Annotated in this window: 20 protein-coding genes; 11 read left to right on the plus strand and 9 right to left on the minus strand. The window is 53.9% G+C overall.

The genetic code is table 11. The features are described from left to right. Positions 1-123 precede the first annotated feature (123 nt). On the plus strand, positions 124-708 hold the full coding sequence (yfbR, locus tag ESZ91_RS05630; RefSeq protein ID WP_129224969.1) for a 5'-deoxynucleotidase: 585 nt from the start codon (positions 124-126) through the stop codon (positions 706-708). After that, positions 705-1,034, plus strand: a complete 330-nt coding sequence (locus ESZ91_RS05635) for a TIGR04076 family protein (RefSeq protein ID WP_129224971.1) — start codon at positions 705-707, stop codon at positions 1,032-1,034. Before yfbR ends, ESZ91_RS05635 begins: the two co-directional genes overlap by 4 nt. Before the next feature lie 657 nt (positions 1,035-1,691). Here ESZ91_RS05635 and ESZ91_RS05640 read toward each other — a convergent pair. The 6 genes from ESZ91_RS05640 to ESZ91_RS05665 all read right to left on the minus strand — a co-directional run bounded on the left by ESZ91_RS05640 (position 1,692) and on the right by ESZ91_RS05665 (position 9,332). Next, positions 1,692-3,038, minus strand: coding sequence for a Ger(x)C family spore germination protein (locus tag ESZ91_RS05640; RefSeq protein ID WP_161971069.1), 1,347 nt, complete (start codon positions 3,036-3,038; stop codon positions 1,692-1,694). Further along, positions 3,035-4,102, minus strand: coding sequence for a GerAB/ArcD/ProY family transporter (locus ESZ91_RS05645; protein WP_129224975.1), 1,068 nt, complete (start codon positions 4,100-4,102; stop codon positions 3,035-3,037). Before ESZ91_RS05645 ends, ESZ91_RS05640 begins: the two co-directional genes overlap by 4 nt. Positions 4,103-4,109: 7 nt before the next feature. Then, entirely contained in the window at positions 4,110-5,570 is a 1,461-nt protein-coding gene (locus ESZ91_RS05650; protein WP_129224977.1) for a spore germination protein, read from the minus strand. 89 nt (positions 5,571-5,659) lie between these two features. Next, on the minus strand, positions 5,660-6,178 hold the full coding sequence (locus ESZ91_RS05655; protein ID WP_129224979.1) for a hypothetical protein: 519 nt from the start codon (positions 6,176-6,178) through the stop codon (positions 5,660-5,662). 227 nt (positions 6,179-6,405) lie between these two features. Continuing rightward, on the minus strand, positions 6,406-8,724 hold the full coding sequence (locus ESZ91_RS05660; protein WP_129224982.1) for a SpoIIE family protein phosphatase: 2,319 nt from the start codon (positions 8,722-8,724) through the stop codon (positions 6,406-6,408). A gap of 329 nt (positions 8,725-9,053) precedes the next feature. Continuing rightward, the gene (locus ESZ91_RS05665; RefSeq protein ID WP_129224983.1) at positions 9,054-9,332 is read right to left on the minus strand and encodes a hypothetical protein; all 279 of its coding nucleotides are present in this window, start codon (positions 9,330-9,332) and stop codon (positions 9,054-9,056) included. A gap of 90 nt (positions 9,333-9,422) precedes the next feature. Between ESZ91_RS05665 and ESZ91_RS05670 the strand changes: the two genes are divergently transcribed. Then, positions 9,423-9,641 carry a helix-turn-helix domain-containing protein gene (locus ESZ91_RS05670; RefSeq protein ID WP_129224984.1) on the plus strand — a complete coding sequence of 73 codons (219 nt, stop codon included), beginning with the start codon at positions 9,423-9,425 and terminating at the stop codon, positions 9,639-9,641. A gap of 38 nt (positions 9,642-9,679) precedes the next feature. On the opposite strand, the gene mnmG is transcribed toward ESZ91_RS05670, so the two are convergent. Further along, a complete protein-coding gene (gene mnmG / locus ESZ91_RS05675; RefSeq protein ID WP_129224986.1) occupies positions 9,680-11,548 on the minus strand; it encodes a tRNA uridine-5-carboxymethylaminomethyl(34) synthesis enzyme MnmG in 1,869 nt (622 codons plus the stop codon). Between the two features lie 54 nt (positions 11,549-11,602). Beyond that, a complete protein-coding gene (dnaA, locus tag ESZ91_RS05680; protein WP_129224988.1) occupies positions 11,603-12,958 on the minus strand; it encodes a chromosomal replication initiator protein DnaA in 1,356 nt (451 codons plus the stop codon). Between the two features lie 114 nt (positions 12,959-13,072). Here dnaA and recF point away from each other — a divergent pair, with 114 nt between their 5' ends. Continuing rightward, a complete protein-coding gene (gene recF, locus ESZ91_RS05685) occupies positions 13,073-14,170 on the plus strand; it encodes a DNA replication/repair protein RecF (protein WP_129224991.1) in 1,098 nt (365 codons plus the stop codon). A 199-nt stretch (positions 14,171-14,369) separates the two neighbouring features. Here the strand turns inward: recF and ESZ91_RS05690 are convergent, their stop codons facing one another. After that, a complete protein-coding gene (locus ESZ91_RS05690) occupies positions 14,370-14,576 on the minus strand; it encodes a helix-turn-helix domain-containing protein (RefSeq protein WP_129224993.1) in 207 nt (68 codons plus the stop codon). A gap of 93 nt (positions 14,577-14,669) precedes the next feature. Between ESZ91_RS05690 and ESZ91_RS05695 the strand changes: the two genes are divergently transcribed. The 7 genes from ESZ91_RS05695 (at position 14,670) to smc (ending at position 24,575) form a co-directional block, all read left to right on the plus strand. Then, positions 14,670-15,218: a DUF6809 family protein gene (locus tag ESZ91_RS05695; RefSeq protein ID WP_129224995.1), complete on the plus strand. Its 549-nt coding sequence runs from the start codon at positions 14,670-14,672 to the stop codon at positions 15,216-15,218. A gap of 73 nt (positions 15,219-15,291) precedes the next feature. Then, positions 15,292-16,551 carry a VanW family protein gene (locus ESZ91_RS05700; protein ID WP_161971071.1) on the plus strand — a complete coding sequence of 420 codons (1,260 nt, stop codon included), beginning with the start codon at positions 15,292-15,294 and terminating at the stop codon, positions 16,549-16,551. A 57-nt stretch (positions 16,552-16,608) separates the two neighbouring features. Beyond that, positions 16,609-17,736 carry a GNAT family N-acetyltransferase gene (locus ESZ91_RS05705; RefSeq protein WP_129224999.1) on the plus strand — a complete coding sequence of 376 codons (1,128 nt, stop codon included), beginning with the start codon at positions 16,609-16,611 and terminating at the stop codon, positions 17,734-17,736. Between the two features lie 132 nt (positions 17,737-17,868). Then, positions 17,869-19,251, plus strand: coding sequence for an asparagine--tRNA ligase (gene asnS, locus ESZ91_RS05710; RefSeq protein ID WP_129225001.1), 1,383 nt, complete (start codon positions 17,869-17,871; stop codon positions 19,249-19,251). Between the two features lie 8 nt (positions 19,252-19,259). Then, on the plus strand, positions 19,260-20,318 hold the full coding sequence (plsX, locus tag ESZ91_RS05715; protein WP_129225003.1) for a phosphate acyltransferase PlsX: 1,059 nt from the start codon (positions 19,260-19,262) through the stop codon (positions 20,316-20,318). Beyond that, on the plus strand, positions 20,308-20,982 hold the full coding sequence (gene rnc, locus ESZ91_RS05720; RefSeq protein WP_129225005.1) for a ribonuclease III: 675 nt from the start codon (positions 20,308-20,310) through the stop codon (positions 20,980-20,982). The genes plsX and rnc overlap by 11 nt, the downstream gene beginning before the upstream one ends. Next, entirely contained in the window at positions 20,979-24,575 is a 3,597-nt protein-coding gene (gene smc / locus ESZ91_RS05725) for a chromosome segregation protein SMC (RefSeq protein WP_129225007.1), read from the plus strand. Before rnc ends, smc begins: the two co-directional genes overlap by 4 nt. Positions 24,576-24,592: the final 17 nt, after the last annotated feature.

The raw sequence follows: 24,592 nt of genomic DNA on the forward strand, positions 1-24,592 counted from the left end.
CAAAGGGTATAATCTCAGCTTTTTACAGCACCCCCGGCGGATATTAAATTTTCTTCGATTATAGAACAATTCCTTGCGAAAGTCAACTGTTTTATGATACAATAAAGCACGGAGAAAAACGTCATGTACAATTTTTACGCCTTTTTGGACAGAATGAAATACATCCGCCGCTGGTCGCTCATGCGCTCCTCGCGCGACGAAAATATCATGGAGCACTCCCAGCAGGTGGCGGTCCTCGCGCACGCGCTCGCCGCCGCGGACACCGAACTTTTCGGCGGCAAAGCGGATATCCCCAAAACCGTGCTTTACGCGCTCTATCACGAGGTGAGCGAGGTGATGACGGGCGATCTTCCCACGCCCATCAAATACTTCAACAGCGAGATCCACGGCGCTTACAAACAGTTGGAGGACAAGGCGGCGGATAAACTTTTGCATATGCTGCCCGAACCGCTTTCTCCCTATCTCGCACCTTACGTCAAGGCGGACGCCGCGTCCTACGAATATAAACTCGTCAAGGCGGCGGACAAGCTTTCGGCTTACATCAAGTGCCTCGAAGAGTTGAAAAGCGGCAACGACGAGTTCAAGCGGGCAAAGGAGAGCATCGAAAAAGAGTTGCGGGAAAAGCGTATGCCCTGCGTCGATTATTTCATGGAAAACTTTATCCCCGCGTTTTTATTGACGCTCGACGAAATGGAGGATCTGGAATGAACAAGGTCAGAATCACCGTTTTAAAGACGACGCTCGACAAAGAACTTGCAAAAGAATACGGCGTAGCGGGGCTGGGACCGTGCCCCATGCTGAAAGCGGGGCAGGTGTTTTATGCCGATTACGCCAAGCCGCAGGGGCTTTGCGACGAAGCGTGGAAAGCGATTTATCAATACGTGTTCGCGCTCGCGCACGGCGGCGAGCAACTCTTTTACTACGGCGACTGGATCCGCGAAAAGGGCGTCGCGATCTGCTCGTGCAACGACGGCATCCGCCCCGTTATCTTTAAACTCGAATGTACCGATATACAGGCGAAGGCAGGGGAGTGAATATTTGAATAAAAAATTTTAAGCCCGCGGAGCAATTGTCCCCGCGGGCTGTTTGATTGCATATTCAGTTTTAAGAGACACTCTTAAAGATTTTATTTTCCGTCAGAAATCGAACATAACAACGCAGATGCCTCCTGCCTGCAGCGCTATCGGCCGTCTGCCCGTCGCGGAATTTATCTTATCTGTCTGCCCCCTTGGTTAAATAGTACATCGGTCTATACCTCCTTAGCCAAGTTTTCTCAAAAAATCGGATTTGTACATAACAGTACCTCCTTTTTGATACGGGCAGAACCGATCTCGTTCCCCGATTGCTTTTTCCGGCAATCTATATCCCACGTGTGCGTGTATTTGGCAGGGAACCATTTTCGGCTCCGTTCTCCTTTCGTTCCGTAAAGAATTTTTACTCCTTCCGTGTTTTTTTGAACTTTGAACGGCTTTCACTTTTCCCGTGCACTTAGGATCCTGAAAATGATTGCCGTTTCGGAACGATCCGGGCGAACGTTGCCCTCTCCGTATTGAGATGTACTATCGGGAAATGTTTTATTTTTCCCTTTTGTACCTTTATTATAGCATAGATTTTTCGCTTGTCAAGGGCTTTTCGAAATTATTTATGAAAAAAAGTTGCCGTTTTTGTGAATTTGTGACAGACGTGTGAAGTCAGCGGAGTGTATGGAGTTTTACGCTGTACTCGGGATGCACCGCCTGCAGGATATCGTCTTTCATTTTTTCGTAGTACTTATAATTGTGGCGGTACAAACTTTGCTGCACGCCGTAAACGTCGCAGCCGCTCTCCATGCTCTTGGTATACACGTCGGAAAGAGTTTCGGTAATCTGTTTTTCCGCCGCGTCCAGAACCTTTTTCTGCACGATCTGCGAACGGGTGATATCTTCCACGCTCTTGGCTTTGCTCGCGTCTGTGATCTGCGCGCTGCACTTTATCATGACGGTGAACTTAGCGAGATCGTCCGTCACTTTCAGTTTTACGCCCTTGGATTCGGGCTTGATCTGCAAGATATAGGTGATCTCTTCTCCCTCTTCTTCCATGCGGATGGGAATGGTCGCCAGTTCCGTGTCTCCCGTCGTGACATTGAGCGCGAGCGTCTCGTCCTCGTTCAAAAGCCCGACCATCCTGCCCGCTTTGAAGAGCGCCGTCTTAGAGGCCTTGAAGATTTTCGGCTTTTGCTGCCCGCTCTTTCCGCTTCCGCCGCCGCCCGAACTTTCTTCTGCCGAAACGGGCAGGGGCGTTTTACGGAAATCCCACCAGCGGAAACGCAGCCTTTTGAGCCGCGCGAGCGTGTTGTCGAACCCCGCCGAATAGGGCAGGGTAAAGTTTGCGACCGCCGCGCTCTCCCCGCTTCCGCCGCTTCCGCCCGTCTGTCCGCCGCTCTGCTCGCCCGAATCCTTCATCTCGATCATAGGCAGAAATCCGCTTTGGGATGGAGAATAGTAACCCTTGGCGAAATCGCGCAGGTTGCTCACCGATACGGTGCCCGACTTTTGCGCCTCGGAAGAGAGCGTCTTGGTGATCGCCGTGGCGGACATATCGTTGATGGGCGACTGGCTGCCGAGCACCTCGTCGCACCGCCCGTCCACGACGGCGACGAGCGCGGTATCGGGCACGTAATCGCTGCGCAGGAAATAGTCGAGCGCGTCGAACACGTCGCGGTCGGTGGTGTCTTTCCCGAACAGCACCAAATTGCAGTAGACGAGGGTAGGGAACCAGCCCGTCTGCGAATTGATCTGCGCGACCGCCTCGCCGATGGTGTTGGTGTCGCGTATGGTGATCTCGCAGGCGGCCTCCGCACCCGACGTGCCCGCAGTTACGGGAATGGCGATCTGCGCCGTCACGTCGTATTTATCCTCCTGCTTTTCCGATTTGTCGATGCCGACCGCCACCACGATGGCGGTCTTCTGGATATCGATGATCCCGAAATCGTTGGAAAAGAACAGGAGCAGCAGCACGCAGGCGGCTACGATGAAAACTCTTGTCCACAGTCGGTTCATTTTTTCTTCTCCTTTCTCAAAAACCATGCAAGAAGCGGCACCACGTAGCAGAATAAGATAAAGAACAGCCCCATTTTCTGCGTCATGAACTTTTGCATTGCGTTGAACGAGCGGGTGAAGAGCATGACGAACAGAAACAGTATGCCGTTGACGGCGAGCGCGGGGTACAGCGCCTTGCATCCGATCGTCTTTTTCACGCAGTGCACGCACAGCACGAGCGGCAGCATCAGATAGAACACGAGCACGAGCGTCAGGGCGTAGATAAATACGAAATCGATCCTTCCCAGCGAGGAAAAGGTCGTCGTGTATTTGGAGATCTGCGAGAGCGTATATTGTTGGCGCAGGGCGATGCTGCCGAAAATGGCGTAAAACACGGCCAGAAAAACGAGCGTGAGAACGGCGCCCACGCCATAGGAGATCATCACTTTGAGCGTGGAACCCTTTTCATAGCGGTAGTGCCCCATGAAAAATAAGAGAAACACGCAGTCCGTGTACCAACTCAGCGAGGTATAGGACGAATGAAAAAGTTTTGACGGGGGCGTTGCGGAAAGTACAGGCAGGAGTTCGCCGAATTCCGCTTCGGGCAGCGAAAAGACGATGATCGCCGCGAACGATACGACGAAAATAGGCATCAGCACGTCCGCCATGCGCCCGATGCTCTTGATGCCTTTGATCGAGGCGAACAGGCTGAGCGCGAAAAAAGGCGCGAACGAGATGAACGAGGGAACGTTTTCGTAAAATACCGTCAGAACGAAACTTTTCTGCTCCATGATCGGCAGGGCGGCGGCGACGATAAAGAATACGGCGAACAGCCCGTACACGATGCGCGCGCCCACGTTTCCGAAGGTGTTTTCCACCAGTTCGAACAGCGTCTTATCGGTCTTTTTGGAAAGCAGCATCACGGAAAGTATGATGAGGCTTTCCGCGACGAGGTTGATGGCTGCGCTCCATAAAAGATCGTGCCCCACGTCGTAGACGAGCGTGGTGGGGTAGATGATCGTCTTCGTCAAGGGAAGCATACACGCGAGTATAAAGCAGATCTGTCTGATTTTGATTTTATCCATATTCGGTCTAATCCTCCTGCTCTTCTTCGTCTTTAATTGCAAGGCGTACTTTGTTTTGCCCCTGCAAAAACTTGGGGCGCATTTTGAGATTCAGGATATCCGCCTTTACGACCGAATCTTTGAGATCGCGCGTGATCAGCGGCGAGAAGGGCGCCAGCAGCGGCGCGCCGTAACTGTCGGACGTGACGAGGTATAAAAGTACCAGCCCCGTAAACAGCACGATGCCGAACGTGCCGAGGCTTCCCGCCACGATCAGAAAGGCAAACCGCAGCAGCGTCAGGCTGCCAGCAAGGTCGGGTAGGGTATAGGCGGCGATGCCCGAAAGCGCCACGATGATGATGGCGGAAGAGGATACGATGCCCGCCTTTACGGCGGTGTCCCCCAGGACCAGCGCGCCCACGACGGAGAGCGCCAGCCCCACGTATTTGGGCATGCGCACGCTCGCCTCGATGAGTATTTCGAGGATCACCATCAAAAAGAACATTTCCAGGCTCGGGGAAAGCGGCAGATCGCGCACGTTGCCCGAAATGGTCATCAACAGCCCCAGCGGCAGCAGTTGTAATTTGAACAGTTGCGCCGCAACGTAGTAGGCGGGCAAGAGCAGGGCGATGACGAGCGAGACGAGGCGCAAAAGGCGGCTGACGGTCGCGCGGTAAGGGGAAACCAGATAGTCCTGCACGCTCTGAAAATCTTCGACCAGAATATAGGGGAGCGTCAGCGCGATAGGCGAACCGTCCACAAAGATCCCGATGCGCCCTTCGAGCATTTTGGCTGCCAGAATGTCGGGTTTTTCCGTCGTGCCGACCTGTTTGAACATGGAATAGGGCTTTTTTGCGAGAAATTTCGCGATATATGAGGCATCGGGTATGCCGTCGATCTCGATCCGTTTGAGCCTGTCTACGATCTGCTTTTTGACTTTCAGATCGGAAATACCGTTTAAATAGCACACGGCGATCATGGACTTCGATCGCGTGCCCACCGTCAGCGTTTCGAATTGCAGATCGCCCGTTTTCAGCCTCTTGCGCAGAAGCGCCATGTTGGTCTTGATGTCCTCGATAAAGCCCTCGCGCGGGCCTTTGACGGCGATGGAGGTGGGCGGCTCGGTGATGGTGCGCACGGGGATCTTTTTCACGCCGATGATCAGCGCGCTGTCCAGCCCGTCCACGATGAGCGCGGTGTTTCCCGAAAGCACTTCGTCGGCGATCGCCTGAATGCTCTTTTCTTTCTTGACTTCGGGCGAGGTCAACTTTTTCGCCACTTCGTCGATGCTGTCGCCGCGTTTGTCCGAAGAGAGGGGACGGATGACCTGTTCTCCCAGAAGGTCTTTGTCGCAGATGCCGTCGGCGTAGATCGCGGCGCAGGCGGCGCCGTCCGTCGTTTCGAAATGAAAGACGAGAATATCTTCCGCCGACAATATATTTTTGACGGCGCGTACGTTCTTTTGCAGGTTGGCGTTCATTTTGTTCATTCGCGTATCTTCCTCATTTTTCCAACAGTATCCGCAAAAAAATAAAAAAATATCCGCGTCCCCGAAAAGGGAACGCGGATAAGCGGGGCTTATACGTTTTCGATGGTCTTAACCAGCCATTTCAACAAATTTTCCCGCTGCGAAGGAGTAAATTCGGGCAGATTCTCTGCGAGAAGTCCGCGCATTTTTTCCTGTCCGTCCTCCTCGCCCGCCAGCGCGCACAGGTTTTCCGCCAGACCTTCGGGCACTTCTTCGAAAAATCCCGCCAATATCTCGCGCACGCAGTCCGTCCGCACGGAAATTTCCGTCGGCGCGCCGCCGCGCAGAAACTGTTCGTACACCACGTGTATCACCGTGGCGGCGCCGCCCGCGGCGACGCCTTTCTGCAACGTTTCCTGTACGGGCGGCGCCTGCCAATGCGTAAAAAAGGAAAACGCCGCATACAGCAGAATCCCCAGAAGAAAGGGCACGAACGTCAGATACTTTTTGGGCGCCTTTTTCAAGAGCGTCTTTTTGAGTATCAGCGTCAGAACGTACGCGAGCGCGCCCAACGCGAGCACGTCCGCTCCGAACTTGTCGAAAATCGCAGCAATTTGCAGCCACTCCATGATTTACCGCCTTTTCAGGAGGCGAAAAGTTCGCAAAGGCTCTCGTACACGCCTTCGGCACGGTCTTGCAACCGCGCGTGAAACAAAAACACCGCAAACATCTTTCCACCTCCCGCCGTTTATTTTCCCCGCCGCATTCCCATTATACCGCGGAAAGACTGCAAAACCAACAGTGACCGACAAAAAAGGCGCCGCGCATTTGCGCGGCGCCCTTGGGGCGTTCCGTTTCAGTCGGTACTTTCGAAGATGCGCGCGGCGACCACGGTCATGTCGTCCACGGCGACGCCGCCGCACATATCGATCGCCTTTTTCAACAGTTCGTCGGCAAAGGTCTGCGGATTGAGGCAGGGCACGCTCTCCATAAAGGCGCAGATATCCGTACTGGAAGAGAATGCGGAAGTGATGCCGTCGCTGATGAGAACGACGGTGTCGCCCGCGCCGAGCGCTTCGCGCAGCACCGTGGGCTTTACGCTGTCCAGAATGCCGAGCGGCAGCGATTCGCTCTCCAAAACGCGGATCTTGTTTTCCGAGAGCACGAAGGAGAGGGGCGAGCCTATTTTCACGAGATCGGCGCAGCCCGTGTCGAGATCGACCGTCGCCACGTCGATGCAGGAAAAACTTTCCTCGCGGTTGAACGAGAGCAGTTGGTTGACGGTGGAAAGAATGGTGTCCGAAGGCATTTTCGCGCGGTAAAAACTTTCCACGAGCGAGATGGTGCAGTCGGAAATGCGCCGCGCGTACTCGCCGCTGCCCATGCCGTCCGAGAGTGCGAGCATAAAAGTGCGCTCGTCTATTTTGATGACGGAATGGGTATCGCCGCAGGCGATCTCCCCCGTCTTGGTCGCGGAAGCGATGCCGAACGCCGCGTCGTACGCGGGCTTAGGCTTTAAAACGTAACAGTATTTGTTTGCGGCGAGCGGCAGTTTTTTCGAGAGCGTCATGCGCCTTCCCAAAACCTGTTCGGCGGCGGAAACGAGTTTTTTCAGATCGTGCCGCCCGCTCACCGTCAAGGAAAGCGTCAGATCGTCCTCGCCGTACACCATGATCTCGTTGAGCACCACGCCCTTTTTGGCGACGAGGTCGCGGATGCGCCGCTCCGCGTCGGGGTTCATGGAAAGAGGGGAACTCTGTTCGAGCGCGAGGTTTTTCAAAATGGTGCTCACGCCGCGCGCCTGTTCGGCGAGCAGGCGCTTGCCCGCGGAGGCGTTTTCCGCTTCCAGCATGCTCTTGCGGTATTCGGAAAGCAGCGCGTTGAGCGTAAACATGATGCCCGAGGGGTTTACGCATTCGGCGGTCAGCCGCGCGGGCAGGTCGATCAGATTCACTTTGCCCTTGCCGCCGCCCACGGAAACGAGTTTCTGAATGCTCTCGCCCATGCCCTCGTTTCTGCACCGCTCGAAATTGGCGCAGCGGCCGCATACGTCCTCGGCGATCTTGTTGCAGATGAACTGCGAGGCGTCCTCCGCGGTCGCGCCCGATTCGTCCAGGCTGATGAACGTGTTTTCGATCTCCTTGAACACGGCCGCGATCTCGAACAGTTTTTCGCCCGTCGCGGAGCGGTTGGCGTTGATATTCAGCCTTGTCAGTTGGCGTTCCGAATACAGTTTTAATACGTTTGCCGCCTTTTCGTAAACAAATTCGGGGATGAGCAGAAAGAGAAAACAGGGCACGAGGGAAGTGAGCATGGTCAGATAAAAGGCGGAAGACACGAACGCATCCGCGCCCACGGACCAAAAATCCCGCGCATAGCGCACGAACACGTCGCTGAGAAAGATCGCCAGCGCGGCGGGCAGTTTTCCCGCGCGCAGAAAGCACAGCGCCGCGGCGGAATAGAGGATAAAGGCGGCGCAGGCGGATAAATCGGGCGCGCCCGCCTGCACGCTCATCGCGATGGCGCGGGGGATGGAGAGAACGAGCGCGACGTAGGCGGCGGAAGCGTTTTTGAGCACGGCGCAGGCAATGAGTATGAGCAAAATCGCCGCGCCGTCGTAGGCGTAACCGCCCGCGCAGTTGAAAAATCCCGTGCCGACGGCGACGACGGCGGCCGACAAAAAGACGAGTTCCTCCGCCGCGAGGCGGCACCGCCCCGCCTTGAACAGCACGCATTTGAGCGCGCTGATGAACACGAACGCGAGAATGAAAATGACGATCGCCACGATGGCGGCGCGGTAGATATCGGCGTAAATGTACTCGGCGTAGATCCATAAAAAGGGCGCGAGCGCGACGGCGAGAAAAATCACCGTTTCCGCGCCGGGTTTTTTGCCCGCGCGGTTGTAGAACCAGAACACGGCGAAAAACAACACGCCCGCGATCGCGTACACGGGAAAGGCGAGCAGGCTCACGGAAAAACTCAGCCCGCCCGCGAGCAGAAAAAGCCCCACGCTCGCCCAGATATTCAGGCCGCACACGAGCATCGCCACAAAGAGCGCGAGCGAAAACGGCTCGAACGCGGGCATGGTAAAGTTTAGGAACAGCATGCAGAGGAAGAGCGTGAAATACAGGATCACGTTTGTGTATCCGTATTTCAACTTGAATTTATCCGACATGATTTGTACTCCGAATGAAAATGATTTTATTCATTATATCACGCGCGCGCGTACAAAATTTGCCGCATTTTAGCGAATTTATGCCGATTTGGTCTTGCCGCTATTGCTCTTCGCGAAAAAACGATAAAAGGATTTTGACGTCTTCTTCCGCCTCTTCGAGCATTTGAACAGAAATTTTCACGCTTTTTTCGGCGGGACGGAATTGCGTGCAAAAATTTTTCTTTTCCGTATATTTTTTATGAACGGCACATACTCCTGCGTCCGCATTCCAAAAAGTATAAGTTACTTTCCAATAAAGCGGTTCATAAAACATGCAACGGCGGCAAACTTTATTCGTCATCGAAATTTTCCTCTTCATTATCTCGTAATACTTGTCGGATTGCCGAAATTTCTGCAAGGATTTCATTTAAAGCCATAGTAGCCGCTTTTTTACTGCTACGCCAACCTCTTTTTAATTGATACGATTTACAGGATTCAAAGTTTAATACAACTTTTTGTTGTACCGCACAATAACCGAATTTAGCCCTTTTAAAATCACGCGCCTTTTTTATGTAGTACGCGTCGAAATTTTCGCATCGAAAACATCTATTTTTTTGTTCTTCTTCCATAGTAAACCTCCGTATCTTAATATTACTACAAACAAGTTTGTAATGCAAGTATATTCACAAATATTTTTGTAGAATAATATTAGGTGTAGTATGTATGAAATCGGAGAAGAGTTGAAATACCATAGGGAAAAGAATGGATTCTCACAAAGTTCTCTTGCTACGGCAACAGGTATTTCTCAACAAAAAATAAGTTATTACGAAAGCGGCAAACATTCAATACCTATTGAGTTTTGCATAACGCTTGCAGACTTTTACGGAATTTCGCTGGACGAACTTGTCGGCAGAGATTTTATACAAAATCAAAAATAAAAGGCACGGGTTGAACCGTGCCTTTTTTCGCGATGTTTTTAAGAACGTAAAGAAAGATACACCATGAGAACGGCGATATCCGCGGGATTGACGCCCGAAATGCGTCCCGCCTGCCCGAGATTCGCGGGGCGTATCTGGTTGAGTTTTTGCCGCGCTTCCAGCCTTAACCCGTCTATCTTCATGTAGTCGAGGTCGGCGGGCAGTTTTTTGTCTTCCAACTTTTTCGCCTTTTCGATCTGTTCCAGCCCGCGTTTCAGATATCCTTCGTATTTCACGCCGATACACGCCGTTTCGATATCTTCGCGCCGCCGTCCCTGCAAAATGCCGAACGTCTCGATGATATCCTCCAAGGGGATCGCGCGGCGTATCATATCCGCATAACTTACGCCCCCGAACAGTTCCCCGAATCCGTGCGCTTTCATGAACCCGTCCGCATCTTTGGGCGATACGCGCCCGTCCAATTCCCGCAAGATCTCTTCCACGGCGCGCCGCCGTTCACAAAACCTTTGGTAGCGCTCTTCGCCCGCAAGTCCCGCGTCGTACCCGATCTGTGTCAGTCGGAAATCCGCGTTGTCCTGCCGCAGATGTATGCGGTGCTCCGCGCGCGAGGTCATCATGCGGTAAGGCTCGTTGGTGCCCTTGGTCACGAGATCGTCGATCAGAACGCCGATATACGCCTCGTCCCTTCGCAACACGATCTGCGGCTTGCCGCGCAGTTTCAAAGAGGCGTTCAGCCCCGCGATCAGCCCCTGCGCCGCCGCTTCCTCGTATCCGCTCGTGCCGTTGATCTGCCCCGCGGTGTACAACCCCTCGATTTTTTTGAATTCGAGGGTGGGGAACACGTCCAGCGTATCGATGCAGTCGTATTCGATGGCGTAGGCGTAGCGCATGATCTTCACGTGTTCCAACCCCGCCACGGTGCGGTACATATCCCGCTGTACGTCGTGCGGCAGCGAAGAGGACATGCCCTGCACGTACACTTCCGCGGTGTCCGCCGATTCGGGTTCCAAAAATATCTGGTGGCGCTCCTTATCGGCAAAACGCACCACTTTGTCCTCGATGGAAGGGCAGTAGCGCGGCCCCGTGCCCTTGATGACGCCGCTGTATAAGGGCGAGCGGTGCAGATTGGCGCGGATGATCTCGTGCGTCTTTTCGTTGGTGTAGGTGAGATAGCAGGGCGTCTGTTTTTGCGGAACGCCGTCCGAAAGATAGGAAAAGGGATAAATATCCGTTTCCCCGTCCTGTTTTTCGCATTTGGAAAAATCGACGGTGCGCCCGTCCACGCGGGCGGGGGTGCCCGTCTTGAACCGCCTTACCTTAAATCCCAACGAAATGAGATTTTCGGTTAGTAAGTTTGCGGGCGCGAACCCGTTGGGGCCCGAACTTTGCTTGGTTTCGCCCACCACGATCTCGCCTTTGAGATAGACGCCCGTCGCCAGGATCACCGCTTTGGCGGTCAGAATCTCCCCGACGGCGGTCCGTACGCCCGTCACTTTGCCGTTTTCGGTCAGAATTTCCGCCGCCTCTCCCTGTAATATCGAGAGGTTTTCGGTATGTTCCAGCGTCTTTTTCATCTGCGTATGGTAGGCGTTTTTGTCCGCCTGCGAGCGCAGGCTCTGCACCGCGGCGCCTTTGCCCACGTTGAGCATCCGTATCTGTAACGCGGTCTTGTCCGCGTTGACGCCCATTTCGCCGCCGAGCGCGTCGATCTCGCGCACGAGATGCCCCTTGGCTGTGCCGCCGATGGAGGGATTGCACGCCATGAAAGCGATGCTGTCGAGATTCAAAGTGAGCATCACCGTCTTGATGCCCGTGCGCGCGAGGGCGAGCGCCGCCTCGCAGCCCGCGTGTCCCGCGCCCACGACCACGGCGTCGTATTCGGTTGTATAGAAGCGATTTTTGACCATAAGAAATTTCCGTTTACAAAATCCGTTTCAAAAATTGAAACGGATTTTCCTTCGTTACTGTTTTAAAATGATATTTTTGATATCGTTCACTTCTTTCGCCACGCGGTCGTTCACTTTCAGAAGGTTGTTCACCTTTTCCCGCGAATGGATGATGGTGGTATGATCTCTGCCGCCCATCGCCTCGCCGATGGAAACGAGGGGAATGTTCATGATATCGCACATGAGGAACGCGCAGATCTGGCGGGGCTGTACGAGTTCTTTTTTCTTGCTCTTGCCCAAAAGGTTTTCGCGCGAAATTTTATAAAAAGCGCAGACGCTGGAAATGATCTTATCCGAAGTCACCGTTTCGTGTTCTTCTTCGCTCACCGCCTCGTTGAGCGCGTTTGCGGCAAGTTCGAGCGTGATGGGCTGTTCGTGCAGTTTGCTTGCGAAAATGACCTTGGTGAGCCGCCCTTCCAGCGTGCGCACGTCGGTGCCCGAATCGCGCGCCAGAAAATCCAGAACGTCGTTGGAAATAACGACTTTGCGCTCGTAGGATTTTTGTTTGAGAATGGCGATCTTGGTTTCGGTGTCGGGCGGCTGAATGTCCGCGATCAGCCCGCCCTCGAACCGCGTTCTGAGGCGCTCCTCGAGCGTTGCGATCTCCTTGGGCGGCACGTCGGACGTGAGCACGATCTGTTTGTTCTGCGATTGCAGTTCGTTGAACGTGTGGAACAATTCTTCCTGCACCGCCTGCTTTTTGGCGAGGAACTGCACGTCGTCGAGCAACAGCACGTCGCAGTTTCTGTAGCGGCTCCTGAAACGCGCCTGCTTGTCCCTGCTGTTTCCGCCCTTGTTGAGGTAAATGGAATCGATGAGTTCGTTGATAAACTTGTCGCAGGTGGTGTAGATGACGCGAAGGGAAGGTTTATGCAGATTGATATAGTTGGCGATGGACTGCAAAAGGTGGGTTTTGCCCAGTCCCGAAGCGCCGTATATGTACAGGGGGTTGAAATTCGCCGCGGGGTTTTTGGCGACCGACTGCGCCGCCGCGAACACGAAATCGTTGCTCTTGCCCGCCACGAACGAATCGAAGGTGTAGCGCGGGTTCAGATTGCCCGCAACGTCGTCGTCATCGTCGAAATCTTCTACGCTCGTAAACACCACGTCGTCCTTGCCCTCGACCATCAACTCGAAATCGGTGATGCCTGTGTTTGCTTTGCGGATGGCGCTTTTCATGGTGTCGGCGAGTTTCGTTCCGATATAGTTCGCGAAAAATTCGGTGTCCGTTTTCAGTACGATCTTAGTCTCTTCGATATCCACGGGAACGAGTTTGGAAATGTACATCTCGTAGGTGATGGGGGAGATCATTTCCTGCATAACTCCTTGTATTTGTTTCCATAAAAATTCGAATTGATTGTTTTCGGACATTATAAACCTCGAAACACTTTCTCTTTTTCCGCAAATTTGGTATAATAAACCCGCAGCCGATAAGGTTTTTCTATTATAATACAAATTTCGAGGAAAAGAAAGTATTTTTTGACCATGCGCATAAAAAAATTATTGTTAAAAAATTTCAGAAATTACGGCGAAGAGGTTTTCGGGTTTGACGAAGGGCTCAACGTGCTGTACGGGAAAAATGCGCAGGGAAAGACCAACTGCGCCGAAGCCGTGTTCTATCTGTGCACGGGCGCTTCGCCGCGCGCCAAAAAGGACAAACAACTCATCAAGAGCGGCGAAGAATCCGCCTATATCCGCGCCGAGGCGGAAGGGCGCTACGGTTCGGTGACGATCGAGGCGAACGTCTACGAAAACAAGCGCGAAGTGCGCGTCAACGGCGTGAAGATCTCCAAAAACGCCGACCTTCTGGGCAATATCAACAGCGTATTTTTCAGCCCGGGGGAACTACGGCTCATTCAGGACGGGCCCGAAGAGCGCAGAAGGTTTCTGAACGTATCCAACTCGCAGATGTCGAGAAGTTATTATACGGCGCTCATACGCTACAATAAAATTCTGGAACAGCGCAACGCGCTCCTAAAAAACCGCGATATCGAACTGATCTACGAAACGCTGCCCGTCTGGGACGCGCAGTTGGCGCATTACGCGGCGGAACTCGTCGATAAACGCAAGGAATATCTGGAAATGCTCGCGCCTCTGGCGCAGGAAAAGCACGCGTATCTGACGGATAACGCCGAAAAACTGGAAATTTCCGCGGAAAAGTGCTACGGCAAAAACGCGATGGAAACGGAGCAGGCGCTGTTTGCGGAATTTTCCTCCAACTACGAGCGCGACATACGGCTGGGATTTACCGCGTCGGGACCGCACCGCGACGATATCAAGGTGCTGATCGACGGGGTGGAAGCGCGCGTGTACGGCTCGCAGGGGCAGACGCGCACGGCGGCGCTCGCGGTGAAACTTGCGGAAGTGGAAATTTTCAGACAGATTTCGGGCGAGTATCCCGTATTGATCTTAGACGACGTGATGAGCGAACTCGACCTGTCACGCCGCAAAAAACTGATCGGCAAGATCGACGGGATCCAGACCATTCTCACCTGCACGCACACGGAAAAGGTGCTCTACGGAAAAGAATGCAACAAAATACGCATCGCGAACGGGAAGATTATTTCAAGTTCACGGAAATGATTTTGAGACGTCAAAATCATTTCCGTGATTGCAGGGTTCCGCCCTCTTCGCGGCGCTTTTTCGGGGCACGCCATAATTACGCGCCGCGAATTCACCCGCTGAGGCGGCAAAGCCGCAAATCGGGGTTCGCCGCGCAAAAGCGTGGTTTTGCTTGCGAAAGCGAATATAAATAAAAACGCTCTCCGAAAACGGAGAGCGTTTATTCTGTTCTGCCGAGTAAATAATCGGCTGAAACGTCGAAATAATCTGCAACTAAAATGATATTGTCGGCGGTCGGCTGCTTTTTACCATTTATCCATTCGGAAACTGTCGCTCCAGATACTTTAATCGCGCGAGATAATTCTGCTTGATTTTTTCCTTTTAAAATAAGTTGTTCTTTTATTCTTTCAGCAAATTTATTTATCATAATTTTATTATACACTAAAGTTAAGAAAATTGCTTGACAATTCGCTTTAGCTAATATATAATTAACTAAAGCGAATTTATGGAGGATAAAACAATGCGAACAATCGTACAACAGTTGTTGCGGGGAAAACCCGTCGAGATGTCGGAAGAAGCGAAAAAAGAAGCCGAAAAAGAAAAAGAGAAATATTTGTCTTTATTGCCGCAATTCCGTGCGTTATTAAGCGAAAAGGAGTTCGACGCCCTTAAAAAGCAGATGGAAGATTATGCGCGCATCGATCCCGTGATCTGCGAGGACTATTACGCCGAAGGACTGCGGTTGGGCGTTTTGCTGGGCATGGAAACCGTTCGCTCCGCGTCGAAGGACAATTCGGCGCTCGAAAAGCTGTTTTACAGCGGGCTATGCCATTATGAAAATTTCCGTTTCAGCGAAAAATTACGAGATTTGCGTGCCCGCCAATTTCGCGACGAAAAATTTTGGCATACAGTCGTTCAAAATGATTTAGTGGGGGAATACAACGATCTCGACAGGACGGCGGCGGAAGTTTATGCGTACGGTCACGAGGAGTTCTTATACGAAGGGTTCCGCATCGGGCTGATATTGGGGTTCGAGGCGGCGTCCCTTTTGCGGCGGGAAAACGCGTGAATATTTTACCAGCGGGCGCGGGGGCATGATTGTTTCCGCGCCCGCGCATACTGGTAAGAAAGGGGAAACGGGTATGAAACGATGGGGAAAAATCAGCGTGCTTTTCGCGCTGTGCGCCGCGCTGTGGCTGGCGGGCAGCGCTTTTGTCGCGCCTTTCCGCTACCGCGGCGGCACCGTAGACGGGCTGGAATTAAAAGGCCTAACGCCCGCCGCGGCGGAGCGCGTGCTGCGCGAAAGATACGTGCGGGAATTACAGGGCAAAAAATTGTTCGTCGAGGCGGCGGGCGACGAATACGAGTTTACCTATCCCGAGATCGGATATTCTTCCGACCTTGCCGAAGTTCTGAAAGCCGCCCGCGATAAAAAGGGCGATTATATCGTTTCGCGCAGGTTTTTTCTTTTGCGCGAGGAAGAAACGCTCGGCGGCATCTGCGAAAACTATGCGCGCCGCGCCGTTTCCGCGCGCGTGCGCTTTACGGGCGACTACGATAAGCCTTTTGAATATACCGAGGGGAGCGGCGCGCATTTCATCGACTTCGAACAGTTGCAAAAGGACGTGCGGCGCTCGCTGGAAACGAATTTTTCGGCGGTGGTCGCCAAGACCGTGTACGCGCCCGAGGCGTGCCGCCGCGCCGATCTGGAAAAGGAGCGCGCGAAACTTTCTTCGTTCACCACCTGTTTCAGTCCCGACAAAACTGCGCGCGTGCATAACATCGCCCTCGCGGCGGAAAAAATCAACGGCTGTATCCTCGCGGACGGCGAAGAATTTTCTTTCAACGGGCGCGTCGGCGCGCGGACGGAATCGAACGGCTTTCTTTCCGCGCCCATCATTTTAGAGGGCGACTTCGTCGAGGGCGTGGGCGGCGGCGTCTGTCAGGCGAGCACGACCGTCTACAACGCCGCGCTGCTCGCGGGCATGGAGATCACCGAACAGCACCCGCACAGCCTGCGCGTGGGGTACGTGGAGCCGTCTTTCGACGCCATGGTCAGCGGAAAAACGTGCGATCTGAAATTCCGCAACACGAGCGGAAAGGATATTTACATCGTCTGCAAAACGACGGGAAACAGTATCTCCGTCGGTTTTTACGGGTTGGATAACGGCGTGAAATACGTCAGAAAGAGCGTCGTGAAAGAGGAAATTCTCCCTCCCGAACAGGAAGTCGTCGCGGGCGACGAGGACAAAGTCTTGCGCGCCGAAAAAAAGGGGCTTGTGAGCGAAGGGTATCTCATCGCCTACCGCGACGGAAAACCCGTGTCCACGCGCAAGATACGCAGGGACAAGTATACCGCCGTGCGCGGCAAAGTACAGAAGAGCGAAAAAATTGTTGCATAATCCGTTCGATTGTGATAGAATAGTGATGTTAAACGCAATATACAAAAGGAATTTTCCATGATAGAAATAAAACAAGTCGGATCCAAAAAAGATTTGAAGGCTTTCGCACGGTTCGCCGTAGACGTTTTATACCGCGACTGCAAACTGTACGTTCCCTCTCTGTACGCGGACGAACTGTCCGTTTTGAACCCGAAAAAGAATTTTAGTCTCGAACACTGCGAGGTGCGCTGTTTTCTCGCCTATAAGGACGGAAAGATCGCGGGGCGAATCGCGGGCATCGTGCAGAACAAGTACAACGAAATTTCCGGACGCAAATGTATCCGCTTTTCCCGTTTCGACTGTATCGACGACGCGGAAGTCGCCAAAGCGCTGCTCGCCGCGGTGGAGGCGTTCGGCAAGGAAAAGGGAATGGATACCATGCACGGGCCCTGGGGGTTCAACGACCAGGACCGCGAGGGGCTTTTGACCTACGGGTTCGACCGCCGCGCGACGTACGTCACCAATTATAACTACGAATATTACGAAAAACTCGTCAAAGACAACGGCTTTACCGACGAATCGGAATGGCTGGAATACGACTTCACCGTACCCGAAGAGGTAGACGAGCGCATCTCGCGCATTTCCGAGCGTATCAAGGAAAAACTGGGCGTGCGCGACCTCGCCGAATCCATGAGCATGAAAAAGATGGTCAAAGAGTACGGTTACGAGGCCATCGAAATGACCAACGCGGCGTACGCGTCGCTCGACTGTTACGTGCCCGTCGAGGGGCGCGAGGTGGAAAATATTTTCCAGCAGTTCGTCACCATCATCAACCCGCGGTATTTTTCCCTGCTCGTCAACCGCGACGACGAGGTGGTGGGCATGGGCGTTATCCTGCCTTCGGTCGCGAACGCGCTCATCAAGAGCCGCGGACGGCTGTTCCCGTTCGGCATTTTCCGTTTGCTCCATGCGATCTCCAGGCCCGACGAACTGGAAATGGCGCTCATCGCGGTGCGCCCCGATTACCAGAAACTGGGCGTCAATTCGCTGATGATCGCCCGCATCATGAAAAACATCATCGAGGACGGCATACACAAGATCGAATCCAACCCCGAACTCGTGTCCAACGTCGCCGTGCAGTCGCAGTGGACGAGCCTCGAACGGCGCGTCATCAAGCGCCGCAAGACTTTCGTCAAACAAATCTGAGTCCGACGCGTACCCCGCAAGGGTGCGCGTTTTTTTGATTTTTCGACAATTTAATACTTGATAAATTTCGTATTTTTTGGTACAATGGTTAGAACATATTATAAATGCGATTTTAAGTTTGAGGATAAAGGTATGAAAAGAACTTGTTTTAAAGAGATTTATCGCGACGTTTCCCGTTTCGACGGGAAGGAAGTCACCGTCTGCGGATGGGTGCGGACGCTGCGCGACAGCAAGGCGTTCGGGTTTATCGAACTGAACGACGGCAGTTTTTTCAAGAACTGTCAGATCGTGTTCGAGCGCGAAAACCTGTCCAACTACGAAGAGATCGCAAAACAGAACGTGGGCGCGAGCCTCATAGTTACGGGCGTCGTCGTCGCCACGCCCGAAAACAAACAGCCTTTCGAGATCAAGGCGAAGACGATCGCGGTGGAAGGGGCTTCCTCGCCCGAGTACCCCCTGCAGAAAAAGCGCCATTCGCTGGAATTTCTGCGCGAGATCGCGTATCTCAGGCCGCGCACGAACACCTTCAACGCGGTGTTCAAGATCCGCAGCGAGGCGGCGTTCGCCATTCATAAATTTTTCCACGACAGAGGGTTCGTCTACGTGCACACGCCCATCATTACGGGCAGCGACTGCGAGGGCGCGGGCGCGATGTTCCAGGTGACTACCTTGGAGATCGACAAGATCAAAGGGCAGCCCGACTATAAAAAGGACTTTTTCGAAAAGAAAGCGAGCCTGACCGTTTCGGGGCAGTTGAACGCCGAAACGTTCGCCATGGCGTTTTCCAACGTGTACACGTTCGGGCCGACGTTCCGCGCCGAGCGGTCCAACACGGCGCGCCACGCGGCGGAATTCTGGATGATCGAGCCGGAAATGGCGTTTGCCGATTTGGCGGACGACATGGACGTGGCGGAGGCGATGGTCAAATCGGTCATCGCGCACGTCATGGAAAACTGCGCGGAAGAACTGGAATTTCTGAACAGTTTTGTGGATAAAGGGCTTTTGGAACGCCTCAAAAACGTCGCGGAGAGCGATTTCGTGCGCCTGACGTATACCGAGGCGGTTTCCATTCTGGAAAAGGTGAAAGATACGTTCGAATATCCCGTTTACTGGGGCTGCGACCTACAGAGCGAACACGAGCGGTACCTCACGGAAAAAGTGTACAAAAAACCCGTGTTCCTAACCGATTATCCCAAAGAGATCAAGGCGTTCTATATGCGCCTCAACGACGACAAAAAGACGGTCGCGGCGGCGGATCTGCTCGTTCCAGGCATCGGTGAGTTGATCGGCGGCTCGCAGAGGGAGGAGCGCGAGGACGTATTGATCGCCAAAATGAAAGAGATGAATATCGATCCCGCCGATTACAAATGGTATCTGGACCTGCGCCGTTACGGCGGCACCGTGCATTCGGGATTCGGCCTCGGGTTCGAGCGCATGATCATGTACCTGACGGGCATCGCCAACATCCGCGACGTCCTTCCCTTCCCGAGAACGGTTTCCAATCTGGAATATTGAGGAGATTTATGAAAATTATTTTAGACGGAATGGGCGGAGATCACGCGCCCTGTGAGATCGTCAAGGGCGCGGTCATGGCGCTCGGACAGGATAAAGATTTAAAAGTCGTCATTACGGGCGATCGCGAACAGATCGAATCGGTCTTGAAAAGCGGCGGCGGCAGCGGGCACAACGCCTTGCCCCTCGAATACGATAAAGAACGTCTGGAGATCGTGCACTGCACGGAAGTCATCACCAACGACGACGCGCCGACCCTCGCCATCCGCAAGAAAAAGGATTCCTCGCTGGTGGTCGCCTTGAAACTTTTGAAAGAGGACGAAGAGGCCGTCGGGCTCGTTTCCGCAGGTTCCACGGGCGCGGTCCTTACGGGCGCGCTGCTTCGCGTGGGCCGTATCCGCGGCATCACCCGCCCCGCGGTCTGTCCCGTCCTTCCCACCGCAAAGGGCGGCAACGTCGTTCTGGTGGACGCGGGCGCGAACGCCGAATGCAAACCCGTCAACCTGGTGCATTTCGCGATCATGGGCACCGCTTATGCGCGCGCGAAGTTCGGCGTGGAAAAGCCGCGCGTGGGGCTCGTTTCCAACGGCACGGAAGAGCATAAGGGCGATCCTCTCCATCAGGAAACCTACCGCCTTTTGAAAGAACTCGACTGCGTCGATTTCGTGGGCAATATCGAGGGGCGCGACATCATGGGCGGCGACGTGGACGTCGCCGTGTGCGACGGCTTTTCGGGAAACGTGGCGCTCAAAACGACCGAGGGCACGGCGCTCGCGGTGATGAGCATTTTAAAAGAAGGCATCGGATCGTCTTTTATGGCGAAGATCGGCTATCTTTTCATGCGCAAGGTGTTCAAAAAACTCAAAAATACCCTCGATTATTCCAAGCACGGCGGCGCGGTGCTGATCGGCATCGACAAGGTGGTCGTCAAGAGCCACGGTTCGAGCAAGGCTGCGTCCGTCTGCGCCTCGCTGCTGCAGGCGAAGGAAACCGCGGAAAATAATCTGGTGGGCTCCATCAAGGAACTTTTGTCCGAAGTCGATCTGGAGGCGCTCGCCGATGAAGCCTGAAAACGTTTCCCGCATCGAACAAAAGATAGGATATGTTTTCAAGGATAAAAAATTATTGAAAGTATGCTTTTCCCATTCGTCGTACACCAACGAGCACGGGGGAGAAAACAACGAGAGACTGGAATTTTTGGGAGACGCGCTCCTGGGCGCGTTCGTGGCGGATTTTCTCTTTCAGACCACCCGCGACAACGAGGGAAAAATGACGGAAAAGCGCAAGGCGCTCGTGGCTGCGGCGCCGTTAAAGACGGCGATCGAGCGGATGGGGCTGCAAAAGTTCATCCTCGCCGGCGGCGACGGGCAAAACGTAGGGGAAAAAGCGATATCCAGTCTGTTCGAAGCGATCGTGGCGGGGATCTATGTGGACGGCGGCGCGGACGCCGCGAAAAATTTCATCAACGACAAACTGCTGTCAGTCACAGACACGCACGACAGCAATTATAAGGGAAGATTGCAGGAATTTCTGCAATACCGTAAACTGGAAAACGCGCGTTACGAACTCATCGCGAAATCAGGCGAAGAGCATGCGCCCGTCTTTACCGTGCGCGTGTACGCGGCGAACGTGACGGGCGAGGGCAGCGGCAAGCGCCAGCGCGACGCCGAGCACGCCGCCGCGAAGGACGCGCTTTCCAAACTCGAACGCCATGGGGAGAAAAACGCACATTGAATTTCAAGAAAGTCGAACTCAACGGTTTCAAGTCCTTTGCGGACAAAACCGAAATAAAATTCGATAACGGCGTGACCTGTATCGTCGGGCCGAACGGCTGCGGCAAGAGCAACGTGGCGGATTCCATCCGCTGGGTGCTCGGCGAACAGTCGGCAAAGACCTTGCGCGGTTCCAACATGCAGGACGTCATTTTCGGCGGCACGCAGACGCGCAAATCGCAGTCTTTCTGCGAAGTCACGCTCACATTCGACAACGCCGGCCGTATGTTCGATCTGGATTTCGCGGAAGTGGCGATGACGCGCCGCCTTTATCGCAGCGGCGAAAGCGAATATCTCATCAACAAACAGCCCTGCCGCATGAAGGACATCGTCGACCTTCTGCACAGCGTGGGCGTGGGCAAAGAGGGGTATTCCATCATCGGGCAGGGCAAGATCGAGCAGATCATGAACGCCAAGCCCGAGGACAGGCGCGCCATTTTCGAGGAAGCCACGGGCATCATCGTCTTTAAAAACCGCAAGCAGGAGATCGAGCGCAAACTCGGCAATTCCTATAACAATCTGAATATTTTCATGCAGCGCATGGGCGAGGTCGAGCATATGCTCGCGCCCTTGCAACGGCAGGCGGAAAAGACGAAAAAATACCGCGAATTATACGACGAACTGAAAGAGAACGAGATCAATCTCTACATATACAAGCACGATACCGCCGAATCGTCGAAAAGCGCCATTCACGCCGTGTTGGACGATCTGCACAAACAGATCGCCGAAGGGCGCGAGCAGGCGGAAAACCTCGAACGCAAATACGGCGACGACAGGCGCCGCATCGCGGAATCGGACGAGTTGTTGCAGCGCCTCAACGAGGAAATTCTGAAATACACCCTCGATCTTCAAAAGAAAGAGGGGGACGTCAATCTCATCCGCGAGCGCATCAATTTTTACCGCGAACAGCGCGAAAGCGACGAAAAATTCCTTTCCGACGGCGCAAAACGGCTGGAAGAGATCGCCGCGGAACTTTCCGCCGCGGAAAGTTCTTCCAAGGAAAACGGGGGGAAAATGCGCGAGGCGCAGAAGGAAAGTTCCACCCTCGGCGCGGAGATCGCCTCGCTCAACGAAAAACTTTCCGAATACGAAGAACTCAACGACAAGTCGCAAAAGAGCGTCATCGACTCCATCGAAAACCTTTCGGAGATCCGCCAGAACATCGGAACCCTCTCCGCCAAAAAAGAAGCGGTGGAAGAGCGCATCGCCGAGATCGCCCTCGAAGCGGAAAAGAGCAAAGGCGTCATCGCGGAACACCGCAAGGCGCTTTCCGATTGCGTGGACTGGTACGAGGAACTTTTGGAATACGTTTCCCGCGAAAAGGAACTCAAAGACGCCAAGGAAGAGGAAATTTATTCGATCAACGCCGAAACCGACGCGGTCAGCGAAAACATTTTCAACTGCAACGCGAAAATCGCCGGATTGCAGGACAGATACCGTTTTTATTCCTCGGTGAAAGACGGGTTCGAAGGATATAAATTTTCCGTCAAAAAACTGATGAGCGACAGCAAAAATCAGCCCGAACTTTCCCGACGCATCAAAGGCGTCATCGCGGATATCGTCAAGTGCGACGAGAAGTACGAGACCGCCGTCGAAACGGCGTTCGGCGGCGCCATGCAGAATATCGTCACCGCCACTTCGGACGATGCGCGCTACCTCATCGAATACCTCAAACGCACTAAGGGCGGCTCGGTCACGTTTTTGCCCGTCGCCTCTTTAAAGCCGCGCTACGAAACGGATTTTACCCGCCGCGCGCTCAAAGAACGCGGCGCTTTGGGGCTTGCGACCGAACTCGTGCGCTACGACAAATATTACGACAATATCATCTATAATTTGTTGGGCAACACCCTGATCGTGGACAATATCGCCAACGCCAACGAAATTTCCAAAAAATTTCCGCACGCGTTCCGCATGGTCACGCTCGACGGCGATATCATTTCCACGTCGGGCTCGATGACGGGCGGCTCGCGCCGCGCAGACAGCGGCAATCTTCTTGCCAACGAGCGCAATATCGAAAAGGCGCTCGCCGATATCGAAGAGGTGCGCAAAGAAGTTTCCGCGCTCTCCAAAAAGAAAACGCTTTTGGATGAGAAAAAGGCGAAGACCGCCGGGGAAATGGAAACGCTGCGCGAGAGTTTTCAGGAGGCGCGCGCCAAGATCGCCGCGCTTTCCGAAAAGAAGGGCACGCTGGAAAAGGCGCTTGCCGAGAGCGAACAGGCGCTGAAAACGCAGGAAAACACCCTCGCGGTGCTCTACGAACGGGCGCAGCATCTGGACAGCGAGTTTTCCTCCTCTTCCGAGGGCGAAGAAAAGATCACGAAACTCAAAAGCGACGCCGCGGACGAGACCAACCGCCGCAAGGGCGAGTACGAAAAACTCAAATCCGAACGCGACGAGCGAAACCTGCGCTATAACGTGCTGCAAGTGTATATCGCGCAGTACCGCGCCGCCGCGGATGCAGACGATGCGGAAACGGCGCGCCTTTACAAAGAGCGCGAGGAGTTGAACGGAAAGATCTCCGATACGAAAAAGAATATCGAGAATATCGCAGCCACTATTTCCGAATTGGAAGAAATGGCGGAAAAGACGGCGCTCACGCCCGAACAGCGCGAAAATCTGAACGCGCTGCGCGCGAAAAAGGAAGAGGCGACGCGCGAAAAGGAATCGCTGAACGCGGAACTTGAAAACATTCTCGGCGAAAACCGCGCCGTGAACGAGCGCATCGAACAACTTTCCGAGCGCCGCCACGCGCAAGAGATCGAACTGACGAAAATAGATTCCGAACTGGAAAATTTGCAGGCGCGCATCGACGAGGAGTATCAGGAAACCTACGAAAGTTGTTTAAATTATAAGGACGAAAATTTCGATCCCCGCGCGGGCCAGACGGCGATCAACCGTTTAAAGCGCGAGATCGGCGCGCTCGGCGCCATCAACCACAACGCGCTTGAAGAATTCGAGGCGCTCAACGCCCAGTACACGGAAATGTGCAGCCAGCGCGACGACGTGCAGAAGGGCATCGACGACACGACGGAAGCGCTCAATAAACTCAAAGAAGAGATGCAGACGCAGTTCGACGACGGCTTTAACCAGATCAACGAGAATTTCAAGCGGCTCTTTAAGGAACTGTTCGGCGGCGGCCGCGCGGAATTGCAGATGGACTACACCGACTGCGACGATCCGCTCAACGCGGGCGTGGAGATCGTGGCTTGCCCTCCCGGCAAAAAACTGACGAAGATCTCCCTGCTCTCGGGCGGCGAACGCGCGCTGACCGCCATCGCCATTCTGTTCGCCATTCTGATGCTGCGCCCCATGCCTTTCTGCGTGCTCGACGAGATCGAGGCGGCGCTCGACGAGGCGAACGTCGATAAATTCGCGCAGTTTCTCAAAAAGTTCGCCAAAGAAACGCAGTTTATCGTCATCACCCACCGTAAACCGACCATGGAAAAAGCGGATTCGCTGTTCGGCGTGACGATGGAAGAAAAGGGCGTTTCAAAGATCGTTTCCGTCAAACTTTCCGAGGTGGAAAGCACGCTCGGCGGCGATACGGTGGCGTAAATACCGAAATTTGGTTT

This window comes from Candidatus Borkfalkia ceftriaxoniphila, from assembly GCF_004134775.1.
GTDB lineage: Bacteria > Bacillota > Clostridia > Christensenellales > Borkfalkiaceae > Borkfalkia > Borkfalkia ceftriaxoniphila.